General features: G+C 58.2%; 5 protein-coding genes and 1 pseudogene. 3 read left to right on the forward strand and 3 right to left on the reverse strand.

The annotated features are described in order from the left end of the window. Nucleotides 1-209: 209 nt before the first annotated feature. Nucleotides 210-2345 carry a glutamine synthetase III gene (locus PVA48_RS09035; RefSeq protein ID WP_180971036.1) on the reverse strand — a complete coding sequence of 712 codons (2136 nt, stop codon included), beginning with the start codon at nt 2343-2345 and terminating at the stop codon, nt 210-212. Nucleotides 2346-2743: 398 nt separating this feature from the next. On the opposite strand from PVA48_RS09035, the pseudogene gltB reads away from it, so the two are divergent. The 3 genes and pseudogenes from gltB (at nt 2744) to PVA48_RS09050 (ending at nt 10502) form a co-directional block, all read left to right on the forward strand. Then, a pseudogene (gene gltB, locus PVA48_RS09040) lies at nt 2744-7182 on the forward strand (glutamate synthase large subunit). 303 nt (nt 7183-7485) lie between these two features. After that, the gene (locus PVA48_RS09045; protein ID WP_215833361.1) at nt 7486-9999 is read left to right on the forward strand and encodes a ligand-binding sensor domain-containing protein; all 2514 of its coding nucleotides are present in this window, start codon (nt 7486-7488) and stop codon (nt 9997-9999) included. Next, nucleotides 9996-10502, forward strand: a complete 507-nt coding sequence (locus tag PVA48_RS09050; protein WP_022397198.1) for a hypothetical protein — start codon at nt 9996-9998, stop codon at nt 10500-10502. The genes PVA48_RS09045 and PVA48_RS09050 overlap by 4 nt, the downstream gene beginning before the upstream one ends. Before the next feature lie 186 nt (nt 10503-10688). Here PVA48_RS09050 and PVA48_RS09055 read toward each other — a convergent pair whose 3' ends face one another. Further along, nucleotides 10689-11858, reverse strand: coding sequence for an autotransporter-associated beta strand repeat-containing protein (locus tag PVA48_RS09055; protein ID WP_423231622.1), 1170 nt, complete (start codon nt 11856-11858; stop codon nt 10689-10691). A gap of 11 nt (nt 11859-11869) precedes the next feature. Next, on the reverse strand, nt 11870-13150 hold the full coding sequence (locus tag PVA48_RS09060) for a hypothetical protein (RefSeq protein ID WP_423231623.1): 1281 nt from the start codon (nt 13148-13150) through the stop codon (nt 11870-11872). Between the last annotated feature and the right edge of the window lie 447 nt (nt 13151-13597).

Consider the following 13597-nt stretch of genomic DNA (forward strand, 5'->3'; position numbering starts at 1 on the left):
GGGAATTAAGTGCCCGCAGGGCTCCGGAGGAAAGTTTTTTTACGGCCAATGACGCGGATTTTTCTGGGGTTGGTGGTCGGTGGAAAACAGTGGGAAAAAGGGCGGCCGGGACAGGGCGCGCCAAGGCCCCGGAGCCGTGCCTTTCCCTCTGCGGGCAGAGGCTTGCCCCGCAAGGGGGCCGGCAAAGCTCCGGAGCTCGTCGGTGCACCCTAATAGATGAACAGCATTTCCCGGTACTTGGGGAGAGGCCAGGACCGGTCGTTCACCAGGGTTTCTGCGGCATCGACGCTGGTTCTCAATCGGGACATCGCGGCAAGGATGTCCTCATGGCAGCTCGTGAGCGCGGTTTCCAGGGTATCCAGGTCGGACACGACGGAATCCAGGGCGTCGCCCAGCTTGTCCGCCAGCTTTTGCAGGGCGGCGGTCCCGTTGGTCCGCTTGGCGTCCAGCGCCCTGGAGAGCGCGGAAACGGTTTGCTTGTATTCGTTGCGCAGGGCAGGGAGGATGATGGTGGCCGCCATTTCCCAGGACAGGCGCCCTTCAATGCGGATGCGCCTGTGGTATTCCTCCAGGAAAATCTCAAACCGGGATTCCAGTTCCCTGCGGGAGAACACCCCGTACTTCTCGAACAGGGCCACATTCTTCTCATTCACCAGGGTGTGGAGGGCGGTCATCGTGTTTTTCAGGTTGGGAAGGCCGCGGCGTTCCGCTTCCTTCACCCATTCCTCCGAATAATTGTCTCCGTTGAAGATGATTCTCTTGTGTTCGGAAATCCTGCGCTTGAGCGTCTCCTGGAGCTGGGCCAGGAAGGTCTCCGGAGCGAAGGAGGAAAGCTCCTCCGCCAGGGAATCGAAGGCCTCCGCCACAATGGTGTTCAGGGTCATCATGGGGCCCGCGCAGGACTGGGCGGAGCCGGGGGCGCGGAACTCGAACTTGTTGCCGGTGAAGGCGAACGGGCTGGTGCGGTTGCGGTCCGTCGCGTCCCGGGGAAGGACGGGCAGCGTATCCACGCCGATCTGGAGCGTGTCGTTGCGCCTGCCGCGGCCGGATTCCCCGTTGATGATATTCTCGATCACTTCATTGAGCTGGTCGCCCAGGAAAATGGAGATAATGGCGGGAGGGGCCTCGTTCGCGCCCAGGCGGTGGTCGTTCCCGGCGCTGGCTACGGAATTGCGCAGCAGGTCGCTGTGCTTGTCCACAGCCTCGATGATGGCGGCCAGCACGGTCAGGAAAATGGCGTTCTGCTGCGGGTCCGTGCCGGGATCCAGCAGATTCTTGTCCCCGTAGGAAATGGACCAGTTGTTGTGCTTGCCGGAGCCGTTGACGCCCACGAAGGGCTTCTCGTGGAGCAGGCACACCAGCCCGTGCCTGCTGGCCTGCTGGCGCAGGATTTCCATCACCAGCATATTGTGGTCGATCGCCAGGTTCACGTCCTCAAACAGGGGGGCCAGTTCAAACTGGGCCGGGGCCACCTCATTGTGGCGCGTCTTGGCCGGAATGCCCAGCCGCCAGAGTTCCTTTTCCACATCATTCATGAAATTGAGGATGCGCGGCTTGATGGAGCCGAAATAATGGTCTTCCAGCTGCTGGTGCTTGGCGGGCGGCGCGCCGAAAAGGGTGCGGCCCGTCTGGACCAGGTCCGGGCGGTTCAGATAGAAATTCTTGTCGATCAGGAAATACTCCTGTTCCGGCCCCAGCGTGATGGTCACGCGTTCATCCGGCAGCCCGAAGCACTTCATCAGCCTCTTGACGGCGTTGCCCAATGCCTGCCGGGAGCGGAGCAGAGGGGTTTTCTTGTCCAGCGCGTCTCCCGTATAGGAACAATAGGCGGTGGGAATGCAGAGGGTGGCTCCGTTCCCGTGCCTCTTGATGAAGGCGGGGCTGGTGGGGTCCCACGCGGTGTATCCGCGGGCCTCAAACGTGCAGCGCAGGCCGCCGGAGGGGAAGCTGGAAGCATCCGGCTCGCTCACGATCAGGTTCTTGCCGGAAAAGCTCATGATCGGCTCCATGCCCTTGGGGTCCAGGAAGGAATCATGCTTCTCCGCCGTGGAACCCGTCATGGGCTGGAACCAGTGCGTGTAGTGAGTGGCTCCCCGTTCCAGAGCCCACTGCTTCATGGCGTGGGCTACGTCCGCGGCAATGTCCGCGTTCAGCGGCAGGCCGTCCTGGATGGTGGACAGGAGGGTTTTCGCCGTGTCCTTGGGCAGGTACTTCTTCATCACCTCCGTACTGAAAACGTCGGCGCCGTAATAATCAATGCGGACAGGAGCGCTCTCGCTCACCCCGCTCACGGGAAGGGAGGCGATGGCGCTGATGGCTTGTGTTCTTGTCGAGTCACTCATCATGGTTAACTGTTGTATCTTTTTCTTAGCAAGAACCGTGCCAGCTTTTTGAATCAACTTGTGCCGGAGTGGGTATGGTGTTTTAAGAAGTTGCCTATAAATATATTGCAGAAATTGTAAAAGGAAGCCGTGGAAAGAAGAGGGATGAAAAAGGTGAAAGCATTAATTACAAAAATGTAAAATCACGGTAAAAGGGTAATTACGAAAATGTAAAAATATCTGCTTGGGAGAGGGAATTGTCCTTTGCCGCCGTGGGTCCTCTGTCATGCCGGAAGGCCTGTCAAATCATGTAAAACCGGGGCGGCGGCGTTCGGAAAACGGGGAGAGTGGAAGGAGTGCATAATGTTGGCACGGTTTTTGCTATAAGAAAATCAGCTTAACTCAAATAAAACAGCAAACTGATGAATAGTGATCAATTCGAGACAGGCATTCCTGCGCCGCAGGGATTGTATGACTTTGAACAGGAGAGGGACGCCTGCGGCGTGGGGCTGGTGGCGGACCTGAAGAATGAACCGAGCCACAAAATCATTGAAATGGGTGTCACCGTTCTCAAGAGGCTGATGCACCGCGGCGCCGTGGGAAGCGATCCCGATACCGGGGACGGAGCGGGCATCCTGCTGGCCCTGCCGGATGAATTCTTCCGCCTGCTCCTTCCCAACAAACTCCCCGCCAGAGGAAAATACGGAGTCGCCATGATGTTCGGCGGCTGCGGCCATGAAGAGGAACTGGAGGCCGCCGTCACGGAAAACGGCGGCAGGGTGATTGCCTGGAGAGAGGTTCCCGTGGACCGCGACAGCATCGGCGAGAACGCCCGGCGCACCTGCCCCCTGATTCGCCAGCTCTTCATCGACGGCAGCGGCTTTGCGGACCAGGCGGCACTGGAACGCAAGCTCTTCGTAATGCGCCGGGAAATGGAGCGGCGCGTGGAAGGATGCTACGTGTGCAGTTGTTCCAGCCGCAGCATCGTGTATAAGGGATTGTTCCTCGGCACGCAAATTGACGGATTTTACGAAGACCTGCGCCATGAGCGTTTCAAATCTCCGCTGGCCCTCGTCCACCAGCGCTACAGCACGAACACCTTCCCCACGTGGAGCCTGGCCCATCCCTTCCGCTACCTGGCCCACAACGGGGAAATCAACACCCTGCGCGGAAACCTGAACCATCTGAGCGTGCGGGAGCCGCACCTGTCCTCCGCCCTGCTGGGGGATGACTTGCAGAAGCTCCTGCCCCTCATTCCTCCCGGCCAGAGCGATTCCGCCTGCCTGGACAACATGGTGGAACTGCTCGCCGCCGCCGGGCGCGACCTGCGCCACGCCATGCTCATGCTCATGCCGCAGGCCTGGGGCGTCAACTACCATCTGGGGCCGGACGTGCGTGGCTTCTTTGAATACCATTCCGCCCTGATGGAGCCGTGGGACGGCCCGACCGCCGTCGTCTTCTCCGACGGCGTCAACGCGGGCGCCATGCTGGACCGCAACGGCTTGCGCCCCGCCCGCTACACGCTGACCACGGACGATATTTTCATCCTGGCCTCGGAAACGGGCGTAGCGGACATTCCCGCGGAAAAAGTGGCCCGCAAGGGCCGCCTGCGCCCCGGAGAGATGATCTACTGCGACTTGGTGAACCACCGCCTGGTGTCCGATGCGGAAACCAAGAATGAAATGGCCCGGCGCATGCCCTACCGCCGCTGGGTGGAACAAAACAAGATTTCCGTCCGCTCCCTGTTCGACTCTGTCTCCGCCTCCGCGGAAATGCCGGACCTGGCGGTTCATCAGCGCCAGTTCGGCTTCACGCAGGAGGATGTGGAACTCATCCTCCGCCCGATGATGATGAAGGGCGCGGAACCCCTCGGCTCCATGGGGAACGACGCGCCGCTGGCCGTCCTCTCCGGAAAGGCGCCGCTCCTGTTCAACTACTTCAAGCAATTGTTCGCGCAGGTGACCAACCCGCCCATCGACCCCATCCGGGAGGAACTCGTCATGAGCCTGACCACGTACATCGGCAACCATCCCAACATTCTGGAGGAAACGCCGGAGCACGCCCGGCTCATCAAGATGGCGCGCCCCGTCATTACGGACGAGGAGCTCAACCGCCTCTGCAACATCCGGGAAGCCGGCTTCCCTTCCGCCAGGCTCCCCCTCCAGTTCCCGGAAGGCGGGGACGGAAACGCTCTGCGGGAGACGCTGGACAGCCTGGCGGAATCCGCCGTGGGGCTGGTCAGGTCCGGCGTGCGCATCCTGGTGCTGACGGACCGCAACATAGGCCGCGGCTACCTTCCCGTTCCCAGCCTGCTGGCCTGCTCCGTGGTGCACCGCGCCCTGGCGGCCGCCGGACTGCGTTCCGACGTGGGCCTGATCCTGGAAACGGGGAAGCGCGGGAAACGATGCACTTCGCCCTGTTGCTGGGTTTCGGGGCCACGGCGGTCAATCCGTACCTGGCTCTGGCGACGGTCACCTCCCTGGCCGCGCCGCAGGACTGCCCGCTGGACGTGGTGAAGGCCTCCGGCAACTACATCAACGCCATTGACAAGGGGCTGCTTAAAATCATGTCCAAGATGGGCATTTCCACCCTGCGTAGCTACCGCTCCTCCCAATTGTTCGAGGCCGTGGGGCTGAACCGGGAACTGATTGACGAATTCTTCCCCGGCACCGTCAGCCGCGTGGGCGGCATCGGGCTGGAGGAAATAGCTGCGGAATGCAACCAGCGCGCCGCGCAAAACGCCGGGAAGGAAGGCGGGCTGAATGCGGGCGGCCAGTACAAGTACAGGAAGGGCGGAGAAAACCACCTCTGGAACCCGCAGACGCTCCAGGCCTTCCGTGCCGCCGTTCGCGACAATGACGAACGGAAATACCGGGAATTTGCGGACTACAGCAACCACCAGGCGCAGCACCTCTGCACCCTGCGCGGCCTGTTTGAATTCGCTCCCGCGGACACCGTCCCGCTGGAGGAAGTGGAAAGCGCGGATTCCATCCTGCGCCGCTTCGTCTCCGGGGCCATGTCCCTGGGTTCCCTCAGCCCGGAGGCCCATGAAACCATCGCCATCGCGATGAATAAAATAGGAGCCAAAAGCAACTCCGGTGAAGGGGGCGAGGATGAAGCCCGCTACGAACCCAACGCCAGGGGCGAGGTGCGCTACAGCGCGATCAAGCAGGTGGCGAGCGGACGCTTCGGCGTGACCATCAACTATCTGCGCCACGCCTCCGAGCTCCAAATCAAGATGGCCCAGGGCGCCAAGCCCGGAGAGGGCGGCCAGCTCCCGGCGCACAAGGTGGACCCGTACATCGCCCGGCTGCGCCATTCCATGCCGAACGTCAGCCTCATCTCTCCCCCGCCGCACCATGACATCTACTCCATTGAAGACCTGGCCCAATTGATCTACGACCTGCGGAACTCCAACCCGGACGCCCGCGTCTCCGTCAAGCTCGTCTCCGAGGTGGGCATCGGCGCGGTGGCCGCCGGAGTGGTGAAGGCCCACGCGGACGTGGTTGTGGTCAGCGGCCACGACGGGGGTACGGGCGCCTCCCCGCTCACCAGCGTCAAGCACGCCGGACTGCCGTGGGAACTGGGTCTGGCGGAAACGCAGCAGACGCTTGTGCTCAACAAGCTCCGCTCCCGCGTCCGGCTCCAGGTGGACGGCCAGCTGCGCACCGGGAGGGACGTCGTCATGGCGGCCCTGCTGGGAGCGGAGGAATTCGGCTTCGGCACTGCCGTTCTGGTCGCCATCGGCTGCGCCATGCTCCGCAGGTGCCATGAAAACACGTGCCCGGTGGGCGTCGCCACGCAGAACCCGGCCCTGAGAGCCAAGTTCAGCGGCAAGCCGGAATACGTCATCAACTACCTTCGCTTCGTGGCGCAGGAAACGCGGGAAATCCTGGCTTCCCTGGGCCTCCGCTCCCTGGACGAAGCCGTCGGCAGGGCGGACCTGCTCTCCGTGAACCGCGCCATTGACTTCTACAAGGCTCAGCATCTGGACTTCTCCTCCATCCTGCATGCGGCGGAGGGGGACGGACGCAGATTTGACCCCTCCTTTGAAAAGGAACCTCTGGACAACTACGACCGGCGCCGCCTGCTCCCGGACTTGAAGGGCCTGCTGGAAAAAGGGGAAAAGACCGAACTCTTCCGCGACGTCCGCAATGTGGACCGGACGGTGGGCACGGAGCTATCCGGAGAGCTGGTGATGAAATTCGGCCCGCGCGGCCTGGCGGAGGATACGCTCACGGTGCACTTCACCGGATGCGCGGGGCAGAGCTTCGGGGCCTTTCTGGCGCCGGGCATCACCTTTGAACTCGCCGGGGAGGCGAACGACTTCGTAGGGAAGGGGCTTTCCGGGGGCAAAATCATCGTGAGGCCTCCGGAAAACATCTCCTACGCTCCGTCGGACAACGTCATTGCCGGCAACGTCATCGGCTACGGGGCCACGTCCGGCAGCATCTTCCTGCACGGGCAGGCCGGGGAGCGTTTCGCCATCCGCAACAGCGGAGCCAAGATGGTGGTGGAAGGCATCGGCGACCACGGCTGCGAATACATGACCGGGGGCCGTGTGGCGGTGCTCGGCAAGGTGGGCGTCAACTTCGCCGCGGGAATGACCGGCGGACTGGCCTACGTGTACGATGCGGACAACGACTTCGATCAGAAATGCAACCTGGGCAGCGTGGACCTGGAAACGGTCATGCCGCACTCCGCCGACGAGGCGGAACTGCTCCAGCTCATTTACGAGCACTACATGGCTACGAAAAGCCGCCGGGCCTGCGACCTGTTAAACAACTGGCCGGAGGAACGCGGCAAATTCATCAAGGTCTTCCCGGTGGAATACCGGCATGCCCTGGCCATGCATTCCTGAAAGAAGCATGCAGCAGTTTTCTGTTGTTTGGGTAAGCTGGGGGCCTCCGCGGGTGCGGAGGCCCTTTTTTTGTTCTTTGAAGTCTTATTGGTCTCATTGCCGGAGCGTCCGCTGACCTTTTCAAGGTAGCAGATTGGCCCTGAAAGCAGGAATGAAGTAATTTTCTGAAATCCGATATTAAAAAATAACTTTCCATTTGGTTGACTTTGAATGATGCATCAATTATACAGAAAATATCATAAAAGGATAATGAGTGTCATATTCGGAAATTTATGCAGTGCTGCCGCTATGCTGCTGATTGTTATGGGGATGTGGACTGAGGGGGGAATTGCCTTTGTCCAAGTGCCGGAACAACTGCCGGAATGCCCGGTGCGCTTTATCCGCGGTACCCTGGTGGCGCAGGATGGAGCTATATGGGCCGTGGGGGAGAGGGAAAGCGTTTACCGCCTTCAAGTCGGCGACAGGGCATACGAGAAGTCGTGGCTCAACATGGATTATTATTCCGGCTTTCCCAAAGGAAAGAATTTCACCTGCATTGCGGAGGACAGGCAGGGCCGCATCTGGGTGGGCACGGACGACAGCGGCGTGGCCGTTTTCAACGGGAGGGAGTGGAAGACGTATGACCGCGGCAATGCCCTGAACGGAGAGCATGTTTATGCGCTGGCCGTCTCTCCCGTTTCCGGAGAGGTGGCCGTTGCCACGTCCGGAGGCGTGTCCGTTTATGATCCCGGGAATGATTCATGGAAGGCGCTGGACCGGTCTACGGGACTGGTGGAAGACCAGGCGGCTTCCGCCGGCTTTGACGCCAGGGGGAATCTGTGGCTGGCCTATGCCTGCGGCGGTATCTCGTATTCACCGCGCAAGTCGGGGTACATGCAGTGGAAGAACGTGCAGGCGCCGTGGTACTGGGACAGCAAGCAGTTTGCCCGGCAGCCGTACCAGCCGTATGGGGACGGGCTGCCTTCCAATATCTGCAATGTTCTGGCCTGTACGGAAAAAGACCAGGTACTGGTAGGCACCTGGTCCGGCCTGGTGTACAGCAACGGCATCAGCTCCTGGCGTTTCTTGCGCGGCCGGGATTATGCCCAGAAGAATAGTAATCTGTATGGTTCCGCTGCGCGGAAGACGGCCGTTCCGGGTGAGGGAAATGCCAAAATGCTGTCGGAAGACTTCGTGTCTTCCATCCTCCGGCAGGGAAAGGATATTTTCATCGGCTACCGGACGCAGGGGGTGGACGTGCTGGATGCTGAAAGGATGACGGTGCGCCGGAGAATCAGGAAGGGACTGGAAAATACGGATGTCCCCTCCCTGCTGGCGCTGAAGGACGGAAGTGTCTGGGCGGCGACGTATGGGAAAGGGCTTGTCAGTCTGAAAAAGGGTTCCCTGTCTTATCAACTGGACAGGAAGCAGCAGGACGATGAGATTCCGTTCCCGTCCCCGGCCCGGATGGAAGACCCTGCCGCAGTCCTGAAGAGGCTGGAAAAGCTGGGAGCGGATGCGCATGCGGGGAAGAGCATTGTGTTCCGCGGGGAGGACTGGTCCACGAAGGGGGACTGGTGCGGGAGGTACGGCCTGACGCGCGCCACGCTGTGCGCCATGAATGCCCCCATGAACAATTCCGAGTTTAAAGCCAAGCAATTACCTGTCCGCATGGAAACGAGCGCTGAAGACCCTAAATGGAAACGAGTGTATCCCTGTTATTGGATTCAGGGACTGATGGGGCTCAACCGCAATCAGGGAGATGGATTGCGCTGGTGGGTACAAAGCGCCAATGTGGCAGGAAACCGCAATGTTCTCTTTGACCCCAGTGATTCCACAAGAACAGAGGCGGAATGGGACGACCACGGGGAAGTATATCCGTCCTTTGTGGACGGTCCCGGTATATGGGTAGCTGTGGAAGTGCCGGAAGGGGTTCATGAAATAGCCCTGTATTTCTATAATCCCAACGGATATCTTCAACATGAATCCAGGCGGGATTATGTGGTAGAAGCCCGGAGGCATCCTTTTTCTTCTTCCATTCAAAGCCTGTTCGACAACAAAGCGGATATTGAAATTGGGAACCGCACTAAAAAAGGGAAGACGCTTGCCGCTTCTATGGAGCAGTGGCAGTCGTTCCCGGTGGAAGCGCGCACGCGCGTTTCCAGGTTTGCGGGGTCCGGAGTTTACAAGCGCTTCATGTGCAGGAAAGGCGGCGTATACTTGTTCCATGTTTGCAGGAACGGTTCCTTCAATACTATTTTAAATGGGGTATTCATCAATGCGCTTCTTCCTCTGGAAATGAGAACGCCTGATGAATTGCCTTATTATGTTGATGGATTATTTGCAGGCATTATTCCTTCCCCCGAGAGAGTTCATTCTTCTGTTGCCGGGCCGGAGGAGAAGGTTCTTCTCAATCAACTGCTCACTCTCCAGTATCAGCCACGGTATGTTACGCCCGCAGGATCTTCCTGCTTGAACAGGTACATTCTTTCCTCATTCCGTGAGGCGGTTGAAGGAAAGAAAAAGAGCAGGTGCTTGGAAGACTGGTTTCAATGGGAAGCCAGAATTTACTCTCCAGATGTACGTTCTTCTTTTGACCAGACCATGGCGGCTGCGTGGGACCAGTGTCAGATTTATTATCCGGATCTCAGATCCAGGGAATGTGTTCCGAATGCCCCGGGCACGATACCTTTTTCCGTAAATGAAGTTTATTTGATGGATAAGCTGGATATTGATTGGAGGCAATATCGAGATGATGCCGAACAACCTCCTGTGAAATCAGTTCAAGAGATGAAGAAACACCTTGAACATGAATCCCAAAAGAAAACGACAACATGAATAATAAAATGATATTGGCTGCGGGAATCAGTCTGTTGAGCATGAACGTGCTCAACGGAGAGATTACCGGGGAGCATACCATGTGGTCAGGAACTCATCTGAATTATGATGGGGTTTCCATTATTAATAAGCCGGCGCTTCCCCAAAAAGGAGTGGAAGCAAAAAAGGGTGTAAAAAATGCCTACAATATTATGCCGGGTAAAGTGACGGTGATCACAAGCCTCAATAAAAATCCTCAGGAAAAACAGGAATGGCTGTACAAAAAAATACATGAAGTACGGATATCCATGACTGGAAATATATATGTAGCGCTGATATTCGCCGATACGAAGAATGATGTCCCCTTCGCCTATGATCCCAATAAATTTGGAACATCGGGAACCCTTTATTCACAAGTCTATATCACGGCCCTGCACAAGGTGACTAAAATGGAGAATAAAAGTGATTTCGGGACCAGCGGAAAGGATGAAGACCCTACTTTTACTTTAGTTAAGAAAATATGACCGGCATTCCGGCAGTATGATGCGGAGGTTTTATTCCTTATCCGGAAAGGGATAAGACTTCAAACAAGGGTTTCCGTATGGCAGCGGCCCTTGTTTTTTAGAGTTGGATATATAGCAAACAGGGGCTGTTCCGCACCTTGCTGGCGGAACAGCCCCTGAATGGAGTCTTCTGTTAATTCAGGAAGCTCAGGCCTTCTTTCTGCGGCGCATCAGCAGGGCCGTGAGGCCCAGCAGGCTCAGGGTGGCCGTGCCGGGTTCCGGTACGGCCAGGCCGGTGAAGGTCAGGCTGCCGTTGTTGTAGGTAACGCCGTCCCAGATCAGGTTCTGGCCGTTCTGCGTAAGCGTCAGCAGGGAATCCCAGTCGATGTTGTCCGCCAGGGATGTGCCTTCGCCCACAGTGATCAGGTCGATCGTCAGGGAGGTAAGGTCAAGCGCCAGGGCACTGTCCAGATTCAGCGTCAGGCCGCCGGTCAGGTTCAGGGTGGACGTTCCCTGCATGTCGATCAGAGCCGTGTTGAAGCTGGAGAGGTTCAGCGTGGCGTTGTTCAGCGTGGCTGAGGTAGTGCCGGAAAGCGTCAGCACCTGGCCTGTGGAAATCATGGGCGCGCCGGAAGCGTTGCCCAGGATTACCGTTGAGTTGTTGATGGCGGCGTTCCCCGTCAGGCTGACGGTGAGGTCCTTGGGAGCGGAAGCGCTGCCGAGGTTCTGGATGGTGCCCGTCTGGAGCGTAATGGCGTTGGCCAGGGCCTGGCTGTTGGCGTTGAGCGTTCCTCCCTGCACCAGAACGGAACCCTGGCCAAGTGCGGTTGCGGAGTTGGTCTGGAGCGTTCCCTGCACGATGGTGGTGCCGCCGGTGTACGTGTTGTTGCCGGAGAAAACGACTACGGAGCTGTTCTTGTTCACCTTCACGCTCATCTGGTGGGAGGCGTCCTTGTCGGAAATGACGGAGGAAATGGTGAAGTTGTTGCTTCCGCTGGAACCGTTGGTGACCAGCAGTTCTCCTTCGCCGGTGATCGTTCCGCCAAGGTTGGTGGCGTTTCCGTAAAGGGAGCCGGAGATGGTCACGCCGGCTCCGGCGGCGTCAACGGTAATGTTGGCGCTGATGGGGGTATCCGCGCCATACGCGCGGCAGTTGAGCATTTCAAATGTGGAGCCGGACTTCATCAGGATATCCGGCGTGCCGCCCAGTACGATGCCTACGCCATTCAGGCTCAGCTTGGAGTTCTGGCCGATGGTGATGGATTCAAACGTGTAGGCGGTGTCGCTGCCGGACAGGTTGACTGTGCCGGCGTCAATGATCAGGTGTGCGATGTCGGAGGCATGGTTGGCATTGATGGTGCCGGTGCCGTCCGTCACCTTGCGGACCGTCAGGGTGCTGTCTGCATGGGTGATGGGAATAAGCGTTCCCCTTCAAAGGTGTATTCCACGTCTCCGGCTCCCGTCAGGGTGAGGGAGGAGGCGGTGTGCGCCCATGAGTCGTTGGCATTGTAGTTGGCCGCCGCTATGGTCAGGGCTCCGGCGAAGGTCCAGTTGGGATTGGCTGCCGTGAGGGAGGCGTTTTCTCCCAGAGTCAGGGCTCCCGTATAGCGGGAGGCGGTATCTCCCGTGATGGAAATGGAGGCGTTGTCCCCCAGAGTCAGGGCTCCGGAACCGGCCAGGCCCGTCAGGGTGCTGGTTCCGTTCATGATGACGGTGCCGGCCCCGTCCAGAGTAGCCGTTCCGGACAGGCTGGAGGATACGGTGAGCGTGGTGCCTTCTGCCGCGCGGAGGATGCCGGGGCCCGACAGGCTCAGGGTGCCGCCGGAAATGGTGAGGTTTCCGCCGGTGAGTAGGATGGCGTCCGTATGGCGCGTTTCCCCGTCCGCAATAGTCAGGGCTCCCGGGCCGTTGGTGACGTTGATGGAAGCATAGGTGCCGGCTCCGTCAGCGGAGTCCGTCCATGCGGCATCCCCCAGTTGGGAGGAAGTCCACTCAGAGGAGGAGGTGCCATCCAGCGTAGCGGAAATTTTAACGCCCTCATAGGTATTGACGATCTGGATGCCTGCAATGCAGCCGCGGGTGCCTGAACCGCTGGTGTTGCTCGGAGCGGTGATGCTCAGGTTGGGTGAAGTCTGGCCTTCCACATACAGCGTATTGGTCCCTTCCACCGCCTGTCCAAAGGTTCCCGTTGCTCCCCACGCGGCAGAGCCTGCCACGGTGGAAGTTCCGTTCCAGGTGTAGGAAACGCCGTTGACGGTCTTGGCGGAGAAGTTTCCGTTGGCTGTGTCCGTATTGCAATAAATGTAGACGCCGTAGGTCAGGAAATCAACGCCGCTGACATTGATGGTGATGCCGCTGCCGTCGTCCAGGTAGCCCTTCAGCATCTGGCCGTCCCCGGTGGAGGGGGTGTCGCCTCCGCGCCAGGTATTTTTACTGGACCAGGTGACGGTCGCTCCGGTGGCGTCTCCGTTGTTATCCTTCAGGTTCTGGGCCGTGGATTGGGAAGCTCCGCTGAATTGATTCCAGTTGGAGCCGGGAACGGCTTCAAGCCCGGCGCTGGAAGAATCGGAAATGGTGCCGTTTGGTTCGTTGGTACCAAAATTGATGCTGATGCTTTCTCCGGCAGCCTGGGATTGGGAGGCGAGAGTTCCGAAGAAGGCGGCTGCCATAAGCCACGCTGTTAGTTGATAAGGCAAATGAGGTTGCATGAAATTAATACTATAGTAATTTAAATTATTCCATTCAAAATTCAGGAGAGAAAGAAACCCCTGCGATACCCGGTTCTTATCGGATTCCGAATCCGTTGCAATGCCTTGAACACATGAATATCAAGACTGTCAGATAGTTATCATTTAATTCATTTTTTCATTAATTGCTATTTCTCCAATTTTTCCAAATCCAAATTCTTCTAACATGTTTTAAACCAAACTTTCCTGTTGACTTCGGATTCGGAATTCGATGTTGATGAATGTCCGGAAAGAGCATTTTTGAAAGAAGAAAAAGCGGTTGGTCGCCGCTTTTGAGTTAGTCTCCTGCATTTTTTCTGTCCGGGTACAGGAAGGGCGGTGTGTCTTGGGTTTTTCTAAACCTGAATAATTTTTATAACTAACATATAT

This window comes from Akkermansia sp. JRP_AM1 (assembly GCF_049262625.1).
Taxonomy (GTDB): domain Bacteria; phylum Verrucomicrobiota; class Verrucomicrobiia; order Verrucomicrobiales; family Akkermansiaceae; genus Akkermansia; species Akkermansia massiliensis.